A 24417-nucleotide genomic window follows, 5' to 3' on the forward strand; every position below is an offset into this window, starting at 1 on the left:
CTTGATGAACTCCTGCCCCTTCCCCCCCTATACCGAGGCATGAGCAGTGAAACTCGCCACCGAGGCGCTCACTCGAATGATGCTGAACTTTTCTCGCGAGATAAGCTCCCCGTCCTGAAACAAGCGGTGGCAGATCTTTCTTGGTTGTTGAGTCGTGGTTACGCTCGGCCCTCCGGCTTGAAGCTCGTTGGTGATCGTTATTCGCTGATCGAGAGACAACGTGTGGCTGTTGGCCGAGCTGCTTGTGCAGATGCCAACCTAGTAAGACGTCAGCATCATCATAGCCCAGCCAAGCAAATCCAAGGTCGGCGCGTCTGCATTGATGGTTTTAATTTGTTGGTGACCTTAGAGACACTGCTCGGAGGCGGCGTTCTTCTGCTTTGTCGAGATGGGTGCGTACGCGATATGTCGAGCGTGCATGGTTCGTATCACGCCGTTGCGGAGACAGATCGAGCGATCTTAATGGCAGCAGAATATTTACAGGCCTTGGAGATCCGTTCCGCACACTGGCTTCTCGACAGCCCGGTATCAAACAGTGGGCGTTTGGCGCAGCGGTTGCGTGATCTCGCGGAAGAGCGTCGCTGGCCGTGGACAGTGGAAACGGTGCTCAGTCCAGATGCCGTGCTCAAACAAACCAAAGAAGCCATCGTTATCACTTCTGATGCGATCATTCTCGATCATGCGCAGGCTTGGTATAACCTGGCGGCAGAGATTATCGTCCATTCTCCAACTCCCTTCTCCTGGTTAATGGATTTGCGCAGCTGATTCTTGGATGAAAAAACAAAAGCGCATGAGAGTGTGTTGACATAGCTGCATCAGCCTTTCCCATCATGGCTTCCATCACCCCAGTTGCCACACTCCGCACCTGCTACACCGATAAGTTTGGCGTGCCGCGCCAGCCCGGCTTGGTGCCTGCCGCTTGGGGCATTGTCGAGTTTGAACCGGCGTTCCGGCGAGCTGAAGCCGTGCGTGGCATCGAGGAGTTCAGCCACCTTTGGTTGATCACCCAATTTCATTTGGTGACGGAAGAGCCTGTTTCGTTGACGGTACGCCCGCCCAAACTAGGCGGCAATGAACGCAAAGGGGTCTTCGCTACCCGGGCACCTTTTCGCCCGAATCGTCTAACTCTGAGCGTGGTTAAACTGGATCGCGTGGAACTGGAGGGCGAGGAAGCACCCCGGCTCTTTGTCTCCGGCGTGGATCTGGTGGATGGCACCCCCATCTTCGACATCAAACCCTACGTGCGTTATGCCGACTCCCTCCCTGAGGCCTACAGCGCCTTTGCCAATGAGGCCCCTGTGACGGTGCCGGTGATGTGGGACTGTGAAACGGCGGCTCCCGAGGACGTGCGCTTGATCGTGGATCAATCCCTGGCTCAGCAACCCCAGCCGGCTTACCATGGGGACGGTGAGCGTGAATACGTCACCGAGATCGCCGGTTGGCGAGTGCGTTGGTTGGCACGAGACGATTGCGCCAGCGTGACTTCCTGCGAGAGGGTGGCTTGATTCCGTGCCGCATCGCTTGCATGTGAACACACCGCTCCGGCGGTTCCGTTCCCTTTCCATCTTTCATGCCTTCGTCTGATCTTCCCATCCGTGCAGCGACTGAAACCGCCATCGCTCATGGCATCACACCTGATCGCTGCGACATCCTGCAGGACAGCAGCACGCTGGTCTTGCGCCTCACGGATACCTTGGTGGCCCGTGTGGTGCAGGATCAAGACGGCCCAAGGCAAGGAACGGAATGGTTCGCCCGGGAGAATGCGATTGCGCATCATCTGACCATGCATGGCGCGCCAGTCATTCCCCTGCATCCAGACCTGCCGCCGGGGCCGCATGAACACCTGGGTTATCCGGTCAATTTTTGGCAATTCGTCACCCGCATCGAGGCTGAACCCGAGCCGCGAGAGATTGGCCGCACCTTGCAGCAGTGCCATGCGGTGATGCGCCATTTCCCAGAGCCTTTGCCCAAGCTGGCCATCATCACAGAGAGCCTCGCGATGCTGAAGATGCTCGAGGAACGAGCCCTATTGCCACCAGACATCCTGGAGCTTCTGCATCACCACCTGACAACGTCACTGACCTGTCTAGAACCTTTTCCCCATCAGTCCCTGCATGGAGATGCCCACATCGGCAATCTAATGAATACCACCCAGGGCCTGCTCTGGACGGATTGGGAAGACACCTTTGCCGGCCCCGTGGAGTGGGATGTGGCTTCCATCATCTGGAATGCCAAACTCCTCGAAGGTGATGAAGCGACGGTGCATCAGATTCTAGCGGCCTATCAAGAAGCCGGGGGACTGATTCATGATGAGGCCTTGCAGCAATGCCTCATCGCCAGAGCAGCGGTCGTCACGGCGTGGTATCCCCTCCTCTATCCCAACCCGAATGAAGACCGCCAGACAAAGCTGCGTCAGCGTATCGAATGGCTGAAGGCGATCAGACTTTGAAGGTTATTTCAACCCAGGAATCAAATTCGGATTGTAAGTCGAGCCTTGGGAAACCTGGATGACCGTAAAGCGCACTTTGGTAGGGAAGAACTTTTCGTGATCGGGGCGCTTGTGGGCATGGCCCTTGCCGCCGCTGTTGTCCTTGATCACGAGATGCATCTCCTTGATGCCTTCACTCCAAATGATGTTGTCGTTTTGCCAAAAGCTGGTCATGGGCACGTCCTTCTCGTAGAGACCTGGTTTGGTATAGACCCCGGCATTGAAGCATCCATACCCGTGGTCTTGGCCTTTGTAAGGGATGTAGCAAATGCTCCAGGTCGTAGGCTCATCCCCCGTCGGCTTTTCCAGCACCTCCAAACGCAGGTGCACGGTGCCATTGCGATAATCCACGGGGGAGGTCCAGTCCTTGGGACGCTCGGGATTGATCCGATCACTTTTCACATAATAATGCGAAGGGTTTGGCTTGGCGTTGTCTGCCTGCTCCTTCGTGAAAGGGAAGGTAACATCAAACAGGACGAACTGCTCGGCTTGAGCGGATGAACCTGCCATCAGAGCGAGCGCCAGAATGGCCCGACGAAGTGTGTGGGAGAAAACCATGGTGCCTAGCAAACATCGTCCTGAACCCACTTGGCAAGCCTGCAAAATAGGTCACCCACATGAAAGCACTCACGCGATCAACTCTTCAATCAGTCGGCCGCCATTGACGATATCAATCGGGCGCACGCCTTCCAAAATGAGGCGCTTTTGCGAGTTAATCCCCAAAAGCCGATACATGGTGCGGGCGAGATCCTCCGGCCCAACGGGGTTTTCATCCGGCTCAGCCCCCAGAGCATCGGATTTACCGTAGATAAAACCTTTCTTCACGCCGCCACCCGCCATCGCCACAGAGAAGACCCGAGGATGGTGATCTCGCCCATTGGTGGAGTTGATCTTCGGCGTGCGCCCAAACTCGGAACTCACCAGCACCAGGGTTGTGTCCAACATGCCACGCTCATCGAGATCGCGAATCAGGCGGGCAAAGGCTTGGTCGAACTGCACGGCTTGGCTTTCGAAGGAGCCTTTGATATTCGAGTGGTGATCCCAACTTCCGTAATTCACAGAGACCATGCGCACACCCGCTTCCACTAAGCGACGCGCGAGGAGAAAGCGCTGACCGGCACTGGTTCGTCCATATTCATCCCTTAGTTTGGCCGATTCCGCATTGAGATTGAAAGCCTCCCGAGCCTGGCTGGAAGTGATCAGGCTGTAAGCCGCGCTGTAGAAGCTATCCATGGCCTCGACACTGTCTGATTTTTCCTGATGGCGGAAATGCTCATCCACAGTGGCTAACAAAGAGCGTCGTCGTTCAAACCGGCGATCATCAATGTCTTGGGGCGTGGCCAAGTCACGCACGGTGAAACCTGGAGAGGCGGGATCACTGCCCAGAGCAAAAGGACCGTAAGCGCTGCTCAGATAACCGCTGCCTTGATCCGGTGCAATGACACCTGGGATGGCCACATAAGGGGGCAGATTGTTTCGTGGTCCCTGTTCATGAGAGATGATGCTGCCAAAGCTAGGAAACTTGATCGCAGGACTCGGGCGATACCCTGTGAACATGTTATGAGTGCCACGTTCGTGCGCCGCCTCGCCATGGGTCACCGAGCGAATGAGGCTGATCTTATCCAGAATCTTAGCTGTCTTGGCAAACTTCTCCCCAACGTACTCCCCGGTGACTCCTTTGATGGGATTGAATGGGCCGCGATACTCTGGGGAGGCAAAGGGCTTGGGATCCCAGGATTCATGCTGGGCCATGCCACCCGGGAGATAGATATGAATGATGGAGGTGGCGATTGGCTTGTAGGTCTCGACCGGGGGCAGAGCCATCTGTCCGGCTTGGAGCTTGAGTAACTGCGGTAAGGTGATCCCCAGTCCCGCGAGAGCACCCACCTGCAAGAAGTCTCGACGGCGTTGCGAGGCGGCAAAAGGGTTGCTGTGTTGTCCACTGCACAAAGGATGCATTTTCATAAAGTGTCGTCTCGGAAGGCTTCGAAAGCCGATTACGCAGCCCATCCGGATCTTTTGCCGGGAGGACGGAGTCTGCCAACCTGAGGCCAACAGTTCACAAGAAATGCACGGTTCTGCGCCAGTCTCATGCATCTCGCCTGGGGTGCGTTTTAAAATTCGGGTGAGGCTCGCCCGTGAGAAGGTGTTGAAGAGCAAGCCGAACGCCGATGGGGCTATGGGAACATAGCTCCGAGGCGTTCGACGCAGCTCTTCGGCACCTCGCTCACGGCCCTTCGGGTTGAGTCAGAACGAAGGCCTGGCGGCGTTGCTTCACTGGGCCAAGATCGCCGAGGATACAGGCCCGGCGCTCGCGTCTTGCCCCGACCTCCGTTCTGACTCAACGAGCCCTTCCCGAATTTTAAAACGCCCCCCTGGGACTCACTTGTCGCTTGCAAGGTCTAACAGCTCATCTAGCTAAGCAGGCCTGAATGAAAAAACTCCTGAAAGTCATCTGCGGTCTCTTCGTCCTGATCGCCGTGGCAATTGGCGGTCTCCTCTTCTATGTGACCCGCTTCCTGCCTAACATCCCTGCTCAGGCAGACCTGAAAGTGGCAGTCACTCCCGAGCGAGTCGAGCGAGGCAAGTATCTCGCCCACAGTGTGGCAGTGTGCATGGACTGCCACAGCACCCGAGACTGGGGCACTTTCTCCGCCCCGCTCAAACCCGGCACGCTCGGAATTGGAGGCGAGCTCTTTGATCAAAAGATGAATTTCCCGGGCTCCTTCATCTCGCCTAACATCACCCCCCATGGATTGAAGGAATGGAGTGATGGCGAGCTTTATCGCGCCATCACCAGTGGGGTGAGTAAAGATGGCCACCCGCTTTTTCCCATCATGCCTTATCCTGCCTATGGTAAAATGGCCACGGAGGACATCTACAGTATCATCGCTTATCTGCGCAGTCTGCCAGCCATTCAGAGCAGCCCGGCACCGTCTAAAGCCGATCCACCCGTGAATGTGATCATGCATCTCATGCCCCAACCCGCTCAGCCAATGGCGTTGCCCAATAAGTCGGGTGTGGTCGCCTATGGCGGTTATCTGGCCAATGCAGCCGGCTGCACCGAATGCCACACCAAGATGGAAAAGGGCACTCCTGTCGGCAAACCTTACGCAGGCGGCTTTGAATTTGCCATGCCTGCGGGTGTACTGCGTTCACCGAATATCACGCCACACCCAACGACCGGCATCGGTGCTTGGACGAAGCAGATGTTCATCGATCGTTTCAAAGCCTATGCACCTGACCGCTTCAAGGCCACACCCGTGGACATGATGAAAGGCGAAATGCAAACCGTCATGCCATGGACCATGTATGCCACCATGACCGAGGAAGATCTGGGGGCCATCTACGAGTTTTTGAAGACCCTCCCCGCCGAAGAAAATGGGGTCGAACGATGGACGGTGACCAGTAAGTGAGCATCTCTGCTCGATGAAGTTTCTCATCCGCGATTGAATGCGGAGGAACAGGCTTTCGTCAGAAATGACATGAAAGCTATTTTCCTTCGTTTCGTCCTCCCTGTCGTTTTGATGTCTTCCGCGGTGAGCTGCACAACGGCTTACGACGCGTATGGCAATCCCCGCACCGTCGTCACTCCGGAAGGAGCTGTGCTTGGCGCAGCTGCTGTGGGTCTTCTTGCGTATGGTTTAGCGGAAAGTAATAACCGCCATGACCATCGTCATTATCATCGCGGTCACTACCGTCACTCGCGTTATCATCGGGGCTACTACCATTAAGCTGTTGGGTGTTCCCTCTCACTCTCGTGCCCATCGGTGTTAGACCGGTGGACACGTGGATTGCTGAAAAGTTGTCACCACGGAACTGCAAAAATGTGGTTATACCGACGAAGAGCTGAAAAAAGGCCTTTGGCCTCGATCGGGTCACCTTGTTTCGCAAGGTCTTGAAACCTTGATCGTTCAGAAGGGACTCTGCCGACATGAAGTTTCCCCTGCTCCATCTCTTTGTCATCCTCTCCGTCAGCCTGCCCGTCAGTGCTTTTGCGGAACTCTCTCTGCCTCATTGCTTCAGCGATCACATGGTCTTGCAGCGTGAGCGTGCAGCTCAAATCTGGGGCCAAGCCGACGCCCAAGCCGAGGTCACCGTGCGCTTCAAAGATCAGTCAGCCACCACGAAAGCGGATGCCAACGGTCATTGGAAAACGCAGATCCCGACCGGAGCGGCGGATGCACAAGGCGCAGAACTGACCGTCACGAGTCACGGCGAGAACGTGAAGGTCTCCGACGTGCTGGTGGGTGAGGTCTGGCTGGCCTCTGGACAGTCCAACATGTATTTTACCATGGACCGCGTGCCTGCATATGAGGCGCTCATGGCGAAAGCGAACTACCCAGGCTTGCGCATGTTCAATGCGCCTCTGGTGACCGCCGAAAAACCGCAGGCCGACATCGAGGGACCATGGAGCCTTTGCAGCCCGGAAACCGTGCCTAGCTATTCCGCCGTGGCTTTCTTCTTCGCGCTCAAACTGCATCAAGAGTTAGGTGTGCCTGTAGGCGTCATTAAGACCGCCTGGGGCGGTAAACCGGTGGAAACTTTCACCAGCCGCGAAGCGCTGAACACGCTTCCGGGCACGAAAGCCATGGTGGATAAGCTGATGGAAGAAGCCGCCACTTATGATCCGCCTCAAGCCCAAGCCGCCTATGAAAAACGGCTGGAGCAGTGGAAGGCGACGATGGCAGCCGCGAAGGGCCAACCCGCCGACGATCGCAAACGCCTCCCCAAGAAGCCTGCCGCGCCCAAGCCCCCTCTCCTGACCGAGGGCAAACCTGGGGTGCTCTACAATGCGATGATCCACCCCTTTGTCGGCTACACGATGCGTGGAGCCATCTGGTATCAAGGTGAGGGCAACGCCAAAGCTGGAGCCGTGCCTTACGACCAGACCCTGCCTCTGATGATCCGCGACTGGCGTCAACGCTGGAAGGATGAATTCTCCTTCTATTTCGTTCAACTGGCAAACTATCGTGAACCTTCCACCGCCCCAGGCACACCTGACCCTTGGCCGCTTCTGCAAGATCGTATGCGCCACATTCTGGAAACCACTCCGAAAACCGGGATGGCCGTGATCAATGATGTGGGCGAAGCGAATGACATTCACCCCAAAGACAAACAGACTCCAGGTGAACGTCTTGCACGCTGGGCTCTGGCCAAGGATTATCGTCGTGATATTCTCCACAGCAGCCCGCTGTATCGCAGCAGCAAGGTTAAAGATGGAGCCATGCAGATCACTTTTGACCACGTCGGTGCCGGATTGAAAAGCCGGGACGGAGGTCCTCTGAAACGCTTCGAGATCGCAGGCGCGGATCGTGTTTGGCATTGGGCCGACGCCTCGGTCAAAGGCAAAGATCAAGTCGTGGTCAGCAACCCCGCCGTGCCTCAACCCGTCGCTGTCCGTTACGCATGGGCCTCTAACCCTGAAGGTGCTAACCTCATCAATGGTGAAGGCTTGCCAGCCTCTGTCTTCCGCACCGATGATTGGAATGATGTCGAAGTCACTGCGACTGAAACAGGGGGCAGGTCCAACCAAGAAAAACGCCGCATCCTTGGCGCTGAAATCAAGGCACTCAACGCTCAATCGGCGAAGATGGACAAGACCAGTCCTGATTTCAAAGCCACTCGCAAGAAGATCCAAGAAATGCTGGCGGAGTTCAAAGCCATGGCACCAAGCAAGGCGAAGTGAGCCAGCGAGCCATTTAAAAAGCTGGGCAGCAAACTCAAGCTCCAGTAAAAGAGCAACTGCTGCCCATGAAAGTAAGTTATGAAAAACACGGCCTGACCTTGTTAGGCCTGTTTGTCGTTTGGTGGATCGCCCTCGCAGTGAAGCCCTGGTATCGGCACGACTGGATACTGGAAAATGTCCTGCTGATTCCAGCCTTTACCTTGTTGATATGGGGCTGGAAACGACGGCTGTTTTCCCGGGTCTCTCACACGCTCATTTTCATCTTTCTCTGCCTCCACGAAGTCGGGGCTCACTACACCTATGAAAAGGTGCCGTATGACGCCTGGTGGCAAGCCCTCACGGGGGAGACGTTCAATGCCATGATGGGGTGGCAGCGCAATCACTTCGATCGCCTCCTCCACTTTCTCTACGGCTTGCTCTGCGCCTATCCCTTTCGAGAGATCTTTCTGCGGGTCGCTGGAGTGAAGGGCTTCTGGTCCTACTTCTTGCCCCTGGATGTCATGCTCTCTTCGTCAGCCTTGTTTGAATTGATTGAGTGGGCCGCCGCCACGGTCTTCGGGGGGGATCTCGGCAATGCTTATCTGGGCACCCAAGGCGATGTCTGGGACGCGCACAAGGACATGGCCCTCGCCGGGCTCGGAGCACTCATCGCCGTGTTGGTGATCGCTTTCATCAATGGGCGGTGTCAGAGAGACTTCGCTCGTGAATGGTCCGAGAGTTTGAAGGTTTCTAGTCCGAAGAACTCTGCGGCTTGAACTCGCAATCTATAGACGCGTTATCCCACAATTTCCGTCGGGCAATCCGGCAAGCTGGCCAGGAACGCGCGACCATAGGGCTTGGTCAGGATGCGATTGTCCAGGATCACGACCATGCCTTGATCCTTTTGCGAGCGGATGAGACGTCCCACCCCTTGGCGGAGCTTCAGGATGGCCTCGGGAACGCTGTATTCACTGAAGCTGTTCAGCCCCTGCTCCTCCAGATGCTCCAAGCGGGAGGCAGTGACTGGATGATCCGGCACGGCAAAGGGGAGGCGGGTGATGATGACGTTACTCAAGGCCTCTCCGGGCACATCCACGCCGGTCCAAAAGCTATCGGTGCCTAACAAGATGCTATGCACGTCTTTTTTGAACTCGGCGAGCATCTGATGACGAGGCATGCCGCGCCCCTGCACCAGCAGGCGCCAGCCGTTATCGAGGCAAAAATCCTCGATCCGATCCGCCATCGAAGTCATCTGATTGTAACTGGTGAAGAGGACGAAGGCTCGGCCTCGAGATAGATCGAGGAAGTGCTCGATCTGTGCCTGCATGGCCTCCTGATACTGCGCGTGGCTGGGCTCCGGCATGCGCTTTACCAGATACAGCCTCATTTGCTTCTGGAAGTCGAACGGGCTTTCGATGGTGGCGGCTTGAGCTTTCCAGGCACCGACACGTTTGCGGAAATAATTCAGCTTTTCGTCATCACCGACCCCCAGGGTGGCGCTGGTGAAGACACAGGCCTTGGTGCCCGTGAAAAAGATCTCTTCCAGCTTGGGTGCTACATCAATGGGGGCGCTGTGAAAGGACACCACCTTGTTGTCCCCCCCACTGCGCTCCGCCCAATAGACATGACCTTCTTCGCTTTGATCGAGGAAGGCGCTGATGGCCACCCGCAGGTTGCCCAGGCGTTTGGCCAGATCTAGAAGTTCCAGTTTTTGTCCCTCACTCTTAGCAGCGTCACCCGCCTTCTGGGCATAGCGAGCCACCCGCTGTAAAGGTAAGGAGAGGGTATCCTCCACGAGCCCGGGTTCGCGCACGCGAAACTCTTTGGCATAGGGACCACTGAACTTGCAGGCATTCTCGGCCGTGCGGAAAAAGCTCTCCACCATGCCGATGCACTGAGACACCTCTCGGATGCCATCCTGCTCTCCCAAAGACTGGAAGAAGCCTTTGCGCGTCTTCGGATTGTAGAGACGCCCGAGTTCGAAACGCATGTTGGATTCGCTCACATGCAGGCCAAAGGCTTTGGCGGCGATGTTTTCAATCGTATGAGCCTCGTCAAGAATGACGAAGTCACGCGGAAAGATGAAGTTGGTATCCTCCGCGATCGGACCTTCATCCGCCGCCGCTAGCAGGGTGAAAAACAGCGTGTGATTCAGCACCAACACATCCGCCTCAGCCATGCGCCGCCGCACATCCTGATACACACAACCGCTGCCTGGCGGGCACCGCCGGGGCGTGCAGGCATGAGCCTCACTGCACACCAGGGACCACACCCGGGCTCCAGGGGTGAAATCCATCTCACTCAGCGTGGCGGTCGGGTTTTCTCGGAAAAAACTCTCGATCAACTGAAGTTCGGCGGACTCACTGCTGCTGAACAGATCGCCACTGTGGGAGTAAGCGTTCTTCAGCCGGGTGGGGCATAGATAGTTGCTGCGGCCTTTGAGAAGCTCTGCATGGAACGGCCCCACGATCTTTTTGACGATGGGGATATCCTTGTGAATGAGCTGCTCCTGGAGATTGATCGTGTGGGTGCAGATGATCGCCTTGCGCCCTTGTTGCAGCGCATATTCCACGGCTGGCACGAGGTAAGCCAAGGACTTGCCAACCCCCGTGGCCGCCTCGACCACCAGCGGTTTGTTCTTCTCCAAGGCCCCACCCACAAGCTGCGCCATGCGCTGTTGCTGAGGGCGATATTCAAACTGAGGCGACTGCGCCAGCTTGCCCTCGGTGGAGAAGGCCACGTGCATCCTCTCCGCCAGCGAGGCCCCGCCGGTGGAGCCCTCTAAGGCTTCGAGAATGCTGATCATCCGCACACCATGGCCGGGGAGCTAAAACGCGCAAGTGGGAGACGGCTTCGGGGCTGGATGAATGGCTAGAGAAGCCTATTTGTGAGCTGTTTCTTGGGGGGAAGTCACCGGGAGCACCTCCTGAATGACTTTCTTGGTTTGAGCCATCGGCCCATCAAATTCCGTCCATCGGATGGTGCGGTGCATGTTCACCCACATCAAGACCGTGCAAAGCAGCGCATAGCGGAGCCGCCATTCACGCAGGACAAAGCCCAGAGCGAACAGAAAGATCAGCGGGAAAACCCAGAGTCCGATGCCATAGAAAATCGAGAAGATGCCCAGGAGGATCATTTCATCGAGGGCCAGCCAGACGGGCTTGAACGAACGAAAAGCCGTGACTATTCCAAGCATAAACCCGACACCGGAAGCCGCGATAACGAGAAATGCTCGACCCAGGAGAGTGTTGAGCGCACTTAACACCGGCCCATAGGGATAGTCATCGAAACGATTCATGGCAGGCTGAAGGCTGAGGTGACTGATCAGAGTTGCATCTGGTCGGCTACGACTCGGCTCAGTCTGGGCAACCATCACCAGCCAGCCATTCCAAAACATCGCTTCTTTTCTCGAGGGTCAGCCTCTGTCAACCTCACAGCCCCGAGAGCAACTCCGCAAACTGAAGACCACTGACGGTGATCTGGCCGCTGTTGCTGACGAGGCCACGTGTGTTGTAGTAGTGGGGAATAGGATCTTCCTTCACCCAGGTGATCACCGGTTTAGCGGCAGCTTGATCGGCAGCACGCACACTGATGGGGAGGCCCCAGCGGGTGCAGCGGATTTTCCACGCGTTGACCGGGGCCGTCGGCACGTCTTTCAGCCAGGGATAGCGGGTGATAAAGTCCATCTTGGCCGTGGAGGGAACGGTGATTTCAAACCAAGCCTCACTGCTTCGGATGAAGTCACTCAGGCTGAGATCGGGGTTCTTCTGGTGAGCCAAATACAGAGCCTGGAGATCCAGCCCCAGCAGGTTCATGCCATTGTAGATGCCATGATGATTCGGCGAGCGGAAGTGACTGGCATGCCAGGTTTCGAACTCTGGGTTTAACAAAAGGTTCAGTTCCACATGCAGGTGAGCGCGGCGCTGATCGATGCCACTGCCGGTGTAACCCATGCGACCAAGGACACTGGCGTGGGTGACGGTATCTCCGGCCTGAACATTCGCTGAAGCAAGGTGGGCATAGAGCGAATAAAAGCTGCCTTCCGGTAAATCATGCTGCACAACGAGGTAGCGCCCGTAGTTGCTCTGGGCGGCGCTGGCGGTGACATAGATGACCTTACCCGGTAAGATGGGGTGAATGTCATCCAGAGGATTCCCTTTCGCATCGCGCTGCGTGGGTTTGACGTCCATACCTTCATGAAAACGTGCGTATGCGATGCGCTGGCCGACACGGCGGGCATCCCGCACGAAGCCAAACTGACCACCCTGCCAGGGGGTGGACTTCACGCCTTCAAAGTCACGATCCACAAACTGGAAGTAGCCGGAGCCGTCTCCAACCAGCAGAGCACCGTTGTCGGTAGGCAGGCGCAGATCGAGTGCCTGGGCACCTGTGGCGGCAGCGATGAGGAGGGGGAGGAGGAAACGTGACATCAGGAGCAGTTAACGGAGAAGATATCGTCTCGCAAACCTTCCTCGCGTGGCTCGAAAGACGCTTTTCAGCGGCGACCGTGATTAAAATCCACCGCCGCACGGCGCACGTCAGCCCCTTGATTGGCCTCGATCTGCGTGTTTTGGCAGGAGGGATCGACCACGATGGTCGCAGGTTTGTTCTGGAAGACGTTTCCGGTCATCTGCAAATCATGGCCGTTGGGGGCGAACGTTACGGCATTCTCGGGCGCTGAATCCCCAAGAGCGAAGACATTGTCCCGCACGATGACGGGGCCGTAGCTCGCGCCTTCTTCGTAGAGCGTGAAGTAGAGTTCAGGGAAGGCCACCGGTTTCCCCGTTTGATAAGCGATGCGTCCACGGCGCATGTCGGGTTCATTCTTGGTGGTGTTATTCACGAAGACATTGCCCTGGAGGATGAAGTTTTTCGGCTGATTGATCCAGCTTCCGCGTCCGCCGTTGCGGAAGGTATTGCCCGTGATGGTCACATCCGTGCAGGACTTCTCCACACTCATCACACGGGAGCCATTGGTGCCATCAATCAGATTGCCTGTGATGGTGGCGTTTTGACAAAACTCCGCCAGGAAGAAAGCGCCCATGCGCGAGCCCATGATGTGATTGTTAGCAAAGACGACGTTACGGCAGGCCTGGATGTGCATGGTATCCCCTAAGGCACTGAGCTGACACCCCGTGACGCGCACGTCACGGGCACCGGTGATGTCGAAGGCTCCCTTCCCAGGGCCTGCTCCAATGGGTGCCCAGCCCAGGTAGCAAGCGGAGAGATTGTAAGCCAGCCGAGTTCCCTCTCCTGAGTTGCCCTCAAAGCGGATGGGTTCACCTCCAGGCGTCTCTGAGATCTTGATGAAGGCGTCGTGAGATTCGACAACGAAATACTGGCGTCCGTGGATGACGTTCTTGGGCAAGTGGGGCGTGAGAAAGCTTAAAGCTTCCCGAGGTTCATCGAGCTGGCTGACAGGCAGGCTCTGTTCGCGGTTGTCAAACACCACCCGATCATCTCCATCCGCCATCTGCACGTTCTCCCGGATCATATCCATGCGGAAATACTGTTTGGCGCGTTCCACCTCCCAAGGCTCGTAAGACTCCGGCCAAGTCAATATCTGCCAGAGGTAACCGTAGTCCCACATGAATTTACCGCTGCGTAGCAGAGTGCAGCTTTCGATTGCCACACGTTCCGCATAGGTGATGACATCACCTTCGGATCCTTTTTTGGTTAGGCCGTGAACACCGATCACGGCACCTGCCATGCCGTTGGATTTCACATCTCGAAATAGGATGTCATGGGTGGCACCATCCTGCGCGGTGGTGATCTCGATGCCCTTCGTATTGACGTTGGGCTCCCAAGTGTTGGCCTGCTTGGCCGGATCAAACACTTGGCCGACAAACTCGCCCCCCATCCAGGTGAAGTGTTCGAGGTTCTGTCCGGCAAAGACGACGATGCGAGCTTTATCTCCCAAGTCCCTGGGCAGAATGAACCGAGCGCCATAGGCCATCACCGTGGTATTGGATACAATCGGGATGGGAGCCGTTCCATCCAGATGATATTCCCCCGCCGGGATGGTGACACTGCCGCCATCTCCTAACCACTCTTTCAAAATTGCAGAGTCATCCGAGAGAGCGAACGAGGCAGAACCAAGAACCCAAGCGGCAAGAGCGAATCGAATCTTCATGTCGCGATTCTAGCGAAAGTTGCTTTGGAATCGCTACGTCAAAATCTGTGTGAAATGCGTCTTCGCCGAAATGTGAGCGAAGTCGATTCTACTCTACCAATCGCCACGTGAGCTCTAAATTGAGCCCGATGGGGAGAGGTGTCACAGGGCCGGCTGGGGTTTCAAGAATAGCCGTCAGAGAGGCCGCTTTCTCCATCTGAAACCGCTGAGCGGAGGCCGGGAAGCCGTAGAAGGCCGGGCCATTCAGACTGAGGAAGTTCTCAAAGAGGCGTTGGCCTTGAGGAATGGTCAGATCCGCCCCAGCCTCTTCAAAGGCCATGGCATACAGCTGTGGTGCGCAGCCTCCCGTGAAGCAGCCTGCGGCACAACCACAAGCGGTCGCCTTCGTCGTGTGCGGGGCGCTGTCGGTGCCAGCAAAAAACTTCGTCTGTCCAGGAGTTGTCACCGCCTTTCGTAAAGCAGCCCGGTCATCCTGAAACTTCACCACGGGCAGGCAATAGAGGTGATACTTCAGCCCCTGGATCAGATGCCCCAGCGTGTAAAGCAGGTGCTGTGGCGTGATCGTGGCACCGACGTGAGCGGGGGCGCTTGCCACAAACTCAGTCGCCGCGCGAGTGGTGATATGCTCACAGACAATGCGCAGCTTGGGATGTGCGGCGAGGAGGCGCGGCATGCGCTCGGTGTAAAAGCGGGTCTCCGCATTCTGCTGAGCATCAATGTAGTCGGGGCCACTCAGCGCATGCTGCTCGCCGTGAATGCAGAGCACGATGCCGTATTGCTCCATGGCCTTGAGTACCTCGCCGCCGATGAGGTCATCCATCGGCAGGCCATGCTCGGCATTCGTGGTGCCGTGAGGAGGGTAATATTTGCAGGCGCGCAGGGTGCCGGATTTCGCCCCCTCTTCGATCATTGCCGCCGTGGTTTGGCGGGTCAGGTAAAGTGGCACGATGAGTAGCTCAAAAGCCTCGGCACCAGCAGCACGTAGGTCCGCAGCATAACTCTCGATCGACCAGCCATCGCTCTGCACCGCCCCTGAGACCCGAGAGACCGGCGGCTGAGTATTGGGCATGGCCAGGGCTCCTGCGCAGCCCATCTCGAGGTGGGCTTGGATATAAGCCGCCGTGGCAGGGCCTTGGCGAAAATGGGTGTGCAGGTCAAACCACTTGGGGAGGGAAAGCGTCATGGCTCCAGTTAGCGTAGGCATGAGAGGGATCAACTCTCAGATGACGAAGCTTGGAAGCAGGCGGCCTGTGTGCGTGCATGCTCCATGAGAGCTGCCACGGCCTTGCTCTGATACCGATAGGCATTCCACATCAGTGCCACTGTGCGGATGGGTTTTTCACCACTGAAGGAGCGATACAGGCGCCGCTCACTGAGATCAATTCGGCGCGCCATTTCAGGCACGATGGACACGCCGTGGTCCAAGGCCACGAGTTCCTGCACCGTGGTCAATTGGCTGGTGCGCTCCACCGTCACTGGCTGAACCGATTGGCGACGGCAGAAGCTGGAGATGTTTTCCGAAAGGCAGTGCGCTTCATTGAGCATGACGAAGGGGTAATTCCCCACATCCTCAACCGTAATGGCTTTCATCTCCGCCAAAGGATGGCCTACCGGTAGTACCAGCAGCAGCTCTTCATCAAACAGCGGCTCAATCTCCAGGTATTTGGCAATGATTGGCAGGGCCACAATGGCAAGGTCGATCTCCCCCTGGGCGCAGCGCTTGATCAGCGTCTCCGTCGTATCCTCCTGCACAAGGACGGAGACCTCGGGATGTTTGTCGGCAAAGCTGCCCAGCAACCTGGGAAGAAAGTAGGGGGCAATGGTGGGGATGGCCCCCAGCCGGATGCGTCCCCGGCGGGTGGCATCCGAAAGCTCCGAAAAAGTGTCTTCCACCAGCTTGAGGATTTCCTTCGCTCGCTCCAGGAGCAATTCACCGAGATCGGTCAGCACCACCTCGCGGGGCTTGCGCTCAAAGAGGGGCTGCCCGAGCTGCTCTTCCAGTTTCTGGATGGACCGGCTGAGCGCCGACTGAGAGAGATTCATCTCGGCGGCCGCACGTGTGAAGTTCTTGGTGCGAGCGAGGGCGATGAAGAGTTCCAAGGATTGAAAATCGAGGTCGGTTCTCATGCAGTTGGTTAAGGCAATGCGTTTTGCGCATCGCAGGGATTCAGACAATGCATTGGAAGCATGGATTGGAAATAGTAAAAAGGGACCACTTATGGGATGGGCAGCTTATGTCCACCCCATCTTAACCAACCCAACTATCGCCATGAAATCACCTAAATTCAGGGGGTGGCTCACCTACCTGTCTCTCGCACCCCTCGTGTTGGCTTCGGCGCAAGACGTCTCCGTCAAGCCTGCGGACCTCAGCCAATGCCCGGTGATGGGTCAGCAAGCCGGTCCTAGCCGTCACACGGCTGCCAGTGCTATGTCCAACGCGGATTGGTGGCCCAACCAGCTCAACCTCAAGATCCTCCATCAAAACTCGGTGAACGGGAACCCCATGGGAGCTGACTTCGACTACGCAAAAGAGTTCAAGAACCTGGACTTGGCAGCGGTGAAAAAAGATCTCCAAACGCTCATGACCACCTCCCAAAAGTGGTGGCCGGCTGACTATGGCCACTACGGCCCATTCATGATCCGCATGGCCTGGCACAGCGCGGGCACCTATCGTGTCACAGATGGTCGTGGCGGTGCGGGCTACGGCACCCAACGCTTTGCCCCTCTCAACAGCTGGCCAGACAATGCCAACCTGGATAAAGCCCGTCGACTGCTGTGGCCGATCAAACAGAAGTATGGCAACAAGATCTCCTGGGCCGACTTGATGATCCTGGCAGGTAACGTGGCGCTCGAATCCATGGGCTTTAAGACCTTCGGTTTCGCCGGAGGCCGAGCCGATGTGTGGGAGCCACAGGAGGACATCTACTGGGGACCTGAAAGCGAATGGCTGGGCGACAAACGCTACAAGGATGAGCGCCAGTTGGAGAAACCCCTCGCCGCAGTGCAGATGGGTCTCATCTACGTCAACCCCGAAGGCCCGAACGGCAATCCTGACCCACTTCTCGCAGCCAAGGACATTCGCGAGACCTTTAGCCGCATGGCCATGAACGACGAAGAAACCGTCGCTCTCATCGCAGGGGGGCACACCTTTGGCAAAGCCCACGGAGCTGCTGATGCGAAGAACGTCGGTGCCGATCCTGAAGGTGCTTCCTTGGAAGAGCAGGGCCTGGGTTGGAAAAACAAACACGGCAAGGGCAACGCCGAAGACACCATCACCAGCGGTCTCGAAGGTGCCTGGACCTCCACCCCCATGGCCTGGTCTCATGGTTATTTCACTAACCTCTTCGCCTTTGAATGGGAAAAGACCAAAAGCCCGGCTGGAGCCACCCAATGGATTCCCAAAAATGGCGCTGGCAAGGACATGGTGCCCGACGCCCACGATGCCACCAAGCGCCACGTGCCCATCATGTTCACGACGGACCTCGCTCTGCGTGAAGACCCAAGCTACCAGAAAATCTCCAAGCGTTTCCTGGAGAAGCCTGAGGAGTTTGCGCTGGCCTTCGCTAAAGCTTGGTTCAAGCTTACCCACCGCGACATGGGCCCTGCAGCACGTTACCTCGGCCCCGAGGTGCCTAAAGAAGCCCTCATCTGGCAAGACCCCGTGCCTGCCGTGGATCATGAGCTGATCAATGAACAAGACGTGGCCGCACTCAAAGCCAAGATCCTCGATTCCGGACTGACCACCTCTCAACTCGTCAGCACCGCCTGGGCTTCCGCATCCACCTTCCGCGGCAGTGATAAGCGTGGCGGTGCCAATGGTGCCCGTATTCGCCTGGCGCCCCAGAAAGACTGGGAAGTGAACCAGCCTGAGCAGTTGGCTAAGGTGCTCGCTGAATTGGAGAAGATCCAAAAAGACTTCAATAGCGCTCAGTCCAACAACAAGAAGGTTTCTCTTGCCGACCTCATCGTGCTCGGTGGCAGTGCCGCTGTGGAAGCTGCCGCCAAAAAAGGTGGTCACGAGGTGAAGATCGCCTTCACCCCAGGCCGCACCGATGCCACCCAGGAGATGACCGACGTCGAATCCATCGGTTATCTCGAGCCGAAGCATGATGGCTTCCGCAACTACCTGGGGCATGAGTTGGATCGTCCCGCAGCTGAAAACCTTGTGGACCGCGCGCAACTGCTCACGCTGACTGCCCCAGAAATGACGGCCCTCATCGGCGGCATGCGCGTGCTGGGAACCACCGTGGGGCATCCTGATCTCGGCGTCCTCACCAAGCGTCGCGGTGCGCTCACCAACGATTTCTTCGTCAACCTGCTGAGCATGGACAACGAATGGAAGAAATCCTCCGTCTGTGACCACTTCTACGAAGCCCGTGACCGTGAATCAGGTGATTTAAAGTGGATGGCGACGGCTGTGGATCTTGTCTTCGGTTCCAACTCCCAGCTTCGGGCCATTGCTGAGGTCTATGCGAGTTCGGATGCGGAAGCCAAATTCGTGAATGACTTCGCCGCTGCCTGGACCAAGGTCATGAATCTGGATCGCTTCGATCTCAAGAAATAAGCACTGATGCAGGTCTTCAAAGGAGGCCTGTAAGTCTGCGACAAACCCATCCCGCAAGCCGACGGGATGGGTTTTTTCATGGCACGATCCTCACCGACTCACTCGGCAGTTAACGGCTCCAATTTCTGCCCTCGTGCGAGCAGGTTCTCTTTCAACTCAGCGTAGGGGACATCTTGGACGGCACAGGCTTTTTCGACGGCTAAAGCAGCGGCGGCACCGGCAGATTGGCCGAGGACCATGAAGGTCCACTCCAGACGAACGGCACCGTAGCCTGCATAAGAGGCGGAAAGAGCTGAGGGAACAATGAGGTTGGTGCACTCGCTCCGCTTCGGAACGATGGCGCGATAAGGAATGCCGAAGGGGGCGTAGTTCTTGTAGTTGATGAAGGCGCCCTCATTGTAGACGTGACCGTCTTTGATCACCGTGCGCGCGGCATGGAGATCTACGAACCACCAACTGATGCCGATAGGGTCCGAGACGGGAGGGGCCGGATTTAAGAAGCCTCCCATTCCGTTTTCACGGGGTCGCTCTAGGACATCGGCCTCGGTGATGATGTAGTCGGAGATCATGCGTCGGCTGCTGCGCAGATAAAGCATGCGTGGCCAGCCACCGTTGTCGGTGAACTCGTCCGCACAGAGTCCCCACTGAGACCACTCCTGGCGGATCTTGTCAGGAACAGACGGATCGTTCGACAGAAAGTAAATCAGGCCTTGGGTGTAACGACGGTGTTCGTCATAAATGGCCTTGCGCTCGCTGTAGCTGCCATTGGGATAACCATGATTGCGACCATAGAAGTTGGCAGAGAGTTCATGCCAGCTCCCCAAATCAATCAGGCGCTTTTTGGGATCGGTGGTTCGACTGCCAGGGCCGTCGAGCCAATCGTTCATGCCACCTGCGGCGATGAAGCGGCGATAGATTTCATAGTCTGAGGCTTGGTAACGTTCCGGAGCGAGGATGGGAATCTTGTTCTCGGGATCCTTGGTGAGTGGCAATCGGAAGCAAAAACCCATGCAACTCTTATCCCCAGTGCCATGGATTCCCACTTCTTCATTTTGCACGCCCACAATCGTGCCTGAGGCCGGATCACCGGGGACTTTGTAAGGGTCCACTTTCACCTGGAACTGCTGCTCCAGAGTGGGATTGATGACGCCACCAACGGTTTCTCCATACTTCGCATTGCCTTCTCGACCCCAGGTGTAGCTGACCCCTGAAAAAGCCATGAGGTCGCCCTCGACCGTGCCATCGATGAAGACCTTGCCATGGATGCGCGTGCCATCCTCGCAGAGGAAGCTGGTGATGCGCCCGCCTTCCTGGGTCACAGCGCCTTCGGCTTCAGAGATGCGTTTCCCACGAAGCACGGGGACTTTCATTTCCTGCAACCATTGATCAATCACTTGTTCGGCCATGGAAGAACGAAACTTGTATTTCGGTTCTTTAGCCTTGGGATCATACGCACGTGCGATCCGCATGAAAAACTCCTTGGCTAAACCACCGATGGGTTGGCCATTGCCCGCTCGTTTATCCACATCCTGGCTGCCCAATCCCTCGACCGTGATTCCTCCCAGATGCTGAACCGGAGAAACCAGGAGCACGCTTCGGCGACTCTCGGCGACTTCGATCGCCGCCGTGATGGCGGAGGGAGAGTCTCCGTAAACGACGATCTCAGCCGTGTGTTCTTTGGGCTCAGCCGAGGCAGCCAAAAGGGTGGGAGCCAGAAGTAAAGACAGAAGCAGATGACGATTCATGAAGGCGTGACCGATTCAAGGCGGTCAGGCATGGACTTTGGACATGAACCTGTTTCTACACACGCGTTTTTTTCGTCTCCGCGACTCCTCGATAACATCGTCGAAACCAGCTCAAGACGATGAACAACAAGCCGAAGCACAGCAGTAGCAGCACGCCAACTCGCACCTTTTCCGCAATGCCAGGAGCGAGGCTAACACCCGTCATCACCGTGATCCATGCGGCCAAGCAAACAGGGCATTTGGGCATGACCATCAGTGCAAAGCTATAAGCGACAAACTGTGTGATCTTCGCACCCCCAAGATGGCGCTGACATGAAGAGACAGGCCTGTTGTCGCCGCAGCAAGAAGGGGTTTTCATGACTCACACCTGGTCGAATGTTGGCAGCAAGTTGGAACAGAGCTGACGGGGGTGTCATAGCGATCATGATGCTTCCACCAGATGCCCTCGTTTTCATTACGCCCCAACGGTGCACGATCCAGCCAGGGATACATACTCCAGAGGCTGTCCACACCCCGCGAATAAGTGGAGTAGGTGTGATAGACGGTGCCGTCTTGCTGAACGAAGGCGCTCATGCCAGGGCGTTGGCGCAGATAGGTGGGCGTATTGACACCGCACATGGTGGCGAATGCAAACTCCGCCCCTTCACCCCCTCCAGGTTCTCCAGACCGCCACTCAGCTTGAGGTTCACGCGTGTAGTTGTATTCGAGCCCTTCGCGTTGCTGCTCTTCGGTGTAGGAAGCACAGAAATCGTAATTGAACTCGCCTCCCATGGATGAAGCCCAGGGGAAAGTCCAGCCCATGCGCTTGCGGAAGGCCAGTAGCTTTTCCAAAGGAGCCAGTGACACCGCCGTCAGGAGAACATCGTGATGGGCCAGATGCGTGACGATGCCATTGAAGCCGTCCGCGATGGCCGAACAGGAAGGACAACCTGCGGTGTAATCCGGCCCGAACATGAAGTGATAGACGAGAAGCTGTGAACGCCCTTGAAACAGGTCTGCCAGACGGACCTCTCCCACTTCGGTTTGAAACCGATACTCTTGAGTCACCGGCACCCAGGGAAGCTGCTGACGCTGTTGAGCCAGTTCATCGCTTCGGCGTGTCAGTTCTTTTTCCGCCTGGAGCAACTCCAGGCGTGCCTTGAGCCATTCTTGCTGAGTTCCGATTCGATGCGTTGTCATGATGATTCCTCCGAGGATTTTTGATGTTTGATGGATGGTTCGTATTGACCCGTTGGTTAGGTCGTCGGCGTCAAGTTATCGCTTGGCATTCGCAGGTGTGAGTGACAACGATGTCGCGATTTTGTTTTCATGGATTCGCTCATCAGTGCAGCCGCTGCCGCCCTCGCTGGGGGTGATCCTTTGCGCGCCTTGAATTGGGTGGCCTTGCGGGAAGATGCACCGGCACTCGCCTTGCGAGGCATCGCCATGGCGCAATTGGGCGATCTCGCTCAGGCGCAGAAGCTGCTCAAGCGAGCCGCACGTGCCTTTGGTCCGAGGAAGGCCCTTGCCCATGCCCGCTGTGTCTTGGCCCAGGCAGAGATTGCCTTTGTGTCACGTGATCTCACTTGGCCTGTGAATACACTCGCCGCGGCTCAAACCGCCCTCGAAAAACAAGGAGATGTCCTCAATGCGCTGCACGCTCGCCATCTGCTGGCTCGTCACGCTTTACTGCTGGGGGATTTACGTGATGCGGAGCGGCTGCTGGCGAATGTGGATCTCTCGTCGATGCCACCGATCCGACAGGCGGCGCATGCCATGATCCTCGCCAGCATCGCCATGCAGCGGTTTCAGATCGAGACGGCTCGGGCGGCGTTCTCTCGGGCGGTTGAGGAGGCGAAGCTCTCTGGCATTCCAGCCCTGCTGGCCGAGGTCAAGACCGCTGCACAGCGGCTGGAGACTCCCGCAGCAAGATTGATCACCCGGCAAGGAGAGCACTTGCTCTTGCTGGAAGACGTCGCAGCTCTGCAGAGTTCCCCCATTCTTTTGATCGACGCCTGTCGCCGTGTGGTGCGGAGGGGTAAAGTGGTGATTCCTTTGGCTTCGCGCCCCGTGCTCTTTGCGCTTGCACGAGCCCTGGCTGAAAAATGGCCTAACGATGTGTGCCGAGACGATCTGGTCCAATCTGCTTTTCAAGCCAAGAAGGCAGATGAATCGCATCGCGCTCGCTTGCGGGTGGAGATCGGGCGCTTGCGTCAACTTCTACGACCGCTGGCAGATGTTCAGGCGACTTCCCAAGGTTTTGCCCTTCAGCCACGGCAAGCCAGTGAAGTGAATGTCCTGACCTGGCCTCTGGAGGAAGAGCATGCCGCCGTGCTGGCCTTTCTGGCCGATGGTGAAGCGTGGTCAAGCTCCGCCTTAGCCTTGGCTCTCGGCATCAGTCAACGCACCGTGCAGCGTTCTCTGGATGCCCTGGCGGCGGAGAGAAAGGTGCAGTGGTTTGGCCGCGCACGGGCACGACGCTGGACCACTTCGGCCGTTCTCGGATTCACGACGATAATGTTACTCCCCACCCGGGTGTTAGAGGATTAAACTCCGCTTATGAACCCGACTTCATCCCCCGCAGAGATCCTTGCTGAATTTGGCCCTTTTCCTGGCAGCACACAGGTGGCCGGTGTCACCTACGACGGCGATGTCGTCTGGTGGGCCTCCGAGAAAAAGCTCAATGCCTCGAATCCCGATACGGGCGAGATCGTGCGCTTCCTGGAAGTCCCAGCCTATGCAGGCACCGCCTACGATGGCAAGCACCTCTACCAAATCGCCGAAGGACGCATTCACAAGATTGATCCTGAAACTGGAGATGTCCTCTCCAGCATCCCCACCCCAAGCGCCGATGACAACAGTGGCCTCGCCTGGGCGGAAGGTAGCCTCTGGATTGGTCAAGCCGATGGGCATCAGATCCTCCAACTCGATCCTGAAACCGGAGACATCCTGCGCACCATTCCCTCCAACCGTGTGGTCACAGGCGTGACCTGGGTGGATGGCGATCTCTGGCACGGCACCTGGGAAGACGAGAGCGAAATCCGCCGCATTGACCCTCATTCCGGTGAAGTTCTCGAAAGCCTCCTCATGCCTCCTGGCACCCATGTTTCCGGCTTAGAATCCGATGGCCAAGATCGCTTCTTCTGCGGCGGTGGCCGAACGGGCAAGCTGCGTGTGGTGAGAAGGCCTAACAAGAGATGACCTGAGGTACTTGGACCGTAGGACGGATTTATCCGGCTATGGATGTTCTTCAATCCGCTGAGACTCTTGCCGGATAATCCGTCGGATCGGAACCGCTCGCCAAGGCGGAGGAGGGCTAATTCTACGATGTTCAGGAAGGCCCAGATCGAGGCCTCAGGCGGCTTGCCATAGACCACACAGGATCTTGATTCCGCCTGAAGGCGGGCCTCCGAACTTTGATTCTTCTCCGCTTATCTTGTTAAGCCAAGCTTTTGCTGATCTCAGCATGAGCCGCAGCGACTGCGGTCTCACGTTCACGAATCGCCGCATAGCGCATGGCAAAGCTTCCAGGCTCGGTGGAACCCGTGAGCAGATGCTTCGCCTCCGCTACCAAGGCATCCTTTCGCTCCACAGTGATCGGTGGCTTTTCCTCCATCGCCTCATCCATCACCACCACCAGTTGGGAGAGCTGGCGTAGCCAGGAGAACCGTTCATCTTCCGTCAGCAACTGGAGCAATTTCAACGGGCTGAGAGTTACCTTCTCCTGCTTTTCATACGCGGCCTTCTCCACATTCATGAGCAGCTTGTGCAGACTGAGAAGCTGATTGCGGAGGGTCGGGAGTGGGTGGTCGGACATGGGACGATCTATAGTGCGACCTG

Annotated in this window: 22 protein-coding genes; 10 read left to right on the plus strand and 12 right to left on the minus strand. The window is 57.0% G+C overall.

Going from position 1 to position 24417, the window contains the following annotated elements; translation table 11 throughout:
* Window positions 1-126: 126 nt before the first annotated feature.
* The 3 genes from B5D61_RS11940 to B5D61_RS11950 all read left to right on the plus strand — a co-directional run bounded on the left by B5D61_RS11940 (window position 127) and on the right by B5D61_RS11950 (window position 2449).
* Window positions 127-765 (plus strand): DUF434 domain-containing protein, encoded by a 639-nt coding sequence (locus B5D61_RS11940; RefSeq protein WP_176159383.1) that lies wholly within the window; start codon window positions 127-129, stop codon window positions 763-765.
* Window positions 766-830: 65 nt separating this feature from the next.
* Complete coding sequence (gene tsaA / locus B5D61_RS11945; RefSeq protein WP_078813627.1) at window positions 831-1505, plus strand: tRNA (N6-threonylcarbamoyladenosine(37)-N6)-methyltransferase TrmO; 675 nt, start codon at window positions 831-833, stop codon at window positions 1503-1505.
* Window positions 1506-1570: 65 nt separating this feature from the next.
* Complete coding sequence (locus B5D61_RS11950) at window positions 1571-2449, plus strand: phosphotransferase (RefSeq protein ID WP_078813628.1); 879 nt, start codon at window positions 1571-1573, stop codon at window positions 2447-2449.
* Window positions 2450-2452: 3 nt separating this feature from the next.
* On the opposite strand, the gene B5D61_RS11955 is transcribed toward B5D61_RS11950, so the two are convergent.
* Together B5D61_RS11955 and B5D61_RS11960 are read right to left on the minus strand one after the other, a co-directional pair.
* The gene (locus B5D61_RS11955) at window positions 2453-3046 is read right to left on the minus strand and encodes a hypothetical protein (RefSeq protein WP_078813629.1); all 594 of its coding nucleotides are present in this window, start codon (window positions 3044-3046) and stop codon (window positions 2453-2455) included.
* Window positions 3047-3115: 69 nt separating this feature from the next.
* Window positions 3116-4453 (minus strand): DUF1501 domain-containing protein, encoded by a 1338-nt coding sequence (locus tag B5D61_RS11960; RefSeq protein WP_078813630.1) that lies wholly within the window; start codon window positions 4451-4453, stop codon window positions 3116-3118.
* Between the two features lie 467 nt (window positions 4454-4920).
* On the opposite strand from B5D61_RS11960, the gene B5D61_RS11965 reads away from it, so the two are divergent.
* The 4 genes from B5D61_RS11965 to B5D61_RS11980 all read left to right on the plus strand — a co-directional run bounded on the left by B5D61_RS11965 (window position 4921) and on the right by B5D61_RS11980 (window position 8932).
* Window positions 4921-5904 (plus strand): c-type cytochrome, encoded by a 984-nt coding sequence (locus B5D61_RS11965; protein WP_078813631.1) that lies wholly within the window; start codon window positions 4921-4923, stop codon window positions 5902-5904.
* 69 nt (window positions 5905-5973) lie between these two features.
* Window positions 5974-6222, plus strand: coding sequence for a hypothetical protein (locus B5D61_RS25715; protein WP_139373220.1), 249 nt, complete (start codon window positions 5974-5976; stop codon window positions 6220-6222).
* Window positions 6223-6422: 200 nt separating this feature from the next.
* On the plus strand, window positions 6423-8177 hold the full coding sequence (locus B5D61_RS11975) for a hypothetical protein (RefSeq protein WP_078813633.1): 1755 nt from the start codon (window positions 6423-6425) through the stop codon (window positions 8175-8177).
* A 65-nt stretch (window positions 8178-8242) separates the two neighbouring features.
* A complete protein-coding gene (locus B5D61_RS11980; protein ID WP_078813634.1) occupies window positions 8243-8932 on the plus strand; it encodes a DUF2238 domain-containing protein in 690 nt (229 codons plus the stop codon).
* Window positions 8933-8952: 20 nt separating this feature from the next.
* Here B5D61_RS11980 and B5D61_RS11985 read toward each other — a convergent pair whose 3' ends face one another.
* The 6 genes from B5D61_RS11985 to B5D61_RS12010 form a co-directional block, all read right to left on the minus strand.
* Window positions 8953-10962 carry an ATP-dependent DNA helicase gene (locus B5D61_RS11985; protein ID WP_078813635.1) on the minus strand — a complete coding sequence of 670 codons (2010 nt, stop codon included), beginning with the start codon at window positions 10960-10962 and terminating at the stop codon, window positions 8953-8955.
* 75 nt (window positions 10963-11037) lie between these two features.
* Entirely contained in the window at window positions 11038-11454 is a 417-nt protein-coding gene (locus tag B5D61_RS11990) for a hypothetical protein (RefSeq protein ID WP_139373221.1), read from the minus strand.
* Window positions 11455-11587: 133 nt separating this feature from the next.
* Window positions 11588-12586, minus strand: a complete 999-nt coding sequence (locus B5D61_RS11995) for a M23 family metallopeptidase (protein WP_078813637.1) — start codon at window positions 12584-12586, stop codon at window positions 11588-11590.
* Between the two features lie 65 nt (window positions 12587-12651).
* A complete protein-coding gene (locus B5D61_RS12000; protein WP_078813638.1) occupies window positions 12652-14289 on the minus strand; it encodes a right-handed parallel beta-helix repeat-containing protein in 1638 nt (545 codons plus the stop codon).
* Between the two features lie 88 nt (window positions 14290-14377).
* Window positions 14378-15493 (minus strand): amidohydrolase family protein, encoded by a 1116-nt coding sequence (locus tag B5D61_RS12005; RefSeq protein WP_078813639.1) that lies wholly within the window; start codon window positions 15491-15493, stop codon window positions 14378-14380.
* A gap of 8 nt (window positions 15494-15501) precedes the next feature.
* Window positions 15502-16416 carry a LysR family transcriptional regulator gene (locus B5D61_RS12010; RefSeq protein ID WP_078813640.1) on the minus strand — a complete coding sequence of 305 codons (915 nt, stop codon included), beginning with the start codon at window positions 16414-16416 and terminating at the stop codon, window positions 15502-15504.
* Between the two features lie 16 nt (window positions 16417-16432).
* Between B5D61_RS12010 and katG the strand changes: the two genes are divergently transcribed.
* A complete protein-coding gene (gene katG, locus B5D61_RS12015; RefSeq protein WP_139373241.1) occupies window positions 16433-18853 on the plus strand; it encodes a catalase/peroxidase HPI in 2421 nt (806 codons plus the stop codon).
* Between the two features lie 98 nt (window positions 18854-18951).
* Here katG and B5D61_RS12020 read toward each other — a convergent pair whose 3' ends face one another.
* The 3 genes from B5D61_RS12020 to B5D61_RS12030 form a co-directional block, all read right to left on the minus strand.
* Window positions 18952-20598, minus strand: coding sequence for an FAD-dependent oxidoreductase (locus B5D61_RS12020; protein ID WP_078813642.1), 1647 nt, complete (start codon window positions 20596-20598; stop codon window positions 18952-18954).
* 55 nt (window positions 20599-20653) lie between these two features.
* Window positions 20654-20845: a hypothetical protein gene (locus B5D61_RS25720; protein ID WP_139373222.1), complete on the minus strand. Its 192-nt coding sequence runs from the start codon at window positions 20843-20845 to the stop codon at window positions 20654-20656.
* A gap of 107 nt (window positions 20846-20952) precedes the next feature.
* On the minus strand, window positions 20953-21777 hold the full coding sequence (locus tag B5D61_RS12030) for a DUF899 domain-containing protein (RefSeq protein ID WP_078813644.1): 825 nt from the start codon (window positions 21775-21777) through the stop codon (window positions 20953-20955).
* A 129-nt stretch (window positions 21778-21906) separates the two neighbouring features.
* Here B5D61_RS12030 and B5D61_RS12035 point away from each other — a divergent pair, with 129 nt between their 5' ends.
* Entirely contained in the window at window positions 21907-23127 is a 1221-nt protein-coding gene (locus B5D61_RS12035) for a helix-turn-helix domain-containing protein (RefSeq protein WP_078813645.1), read from the plus strand.
* 9 nt (window positions 23128-23136) lie between these two features.
* Window positions 23137-23778: a Vgb family protein gene (locus B5D61_RS12040; RefSeq protein WP_078813646.1), complete on the plus strand. Its 642-nt coding sequence runs from the start codon at window positions 23137-23139 to the stop codon at window positions 23776-23778.
* Between the two features lie 238 nt (window positions 23779-24016).
* On the opposite strand, the gene B5D61_RS12045 is transcribed toward B5D61_RS12040, so the two are convergent.
* The gene (locus tag B5D61_RS12045; RefSeq protein WP_078813647.1) at window positions 24017-24394 is read right to left on the minus strand and encodes a hypothetical protein; all 378 of its coding nucleotides are present in this window, start codon (window positions 24392-24394) and stop codon (window positions 24017-24019) included.
* Window positions 24395-24417 lie beyond the last annotated feature (23 nt).

The organism is Prosthecobacter debontii, assembly GCF_900167535.1.
GTDB lineage: Bacteria > Verrucomicrobiota > Verrucomicrobiia > Verrucomicrobiales > Verrucomicrobiaceae > Prosthecobacter > Prosthecobacter debontii.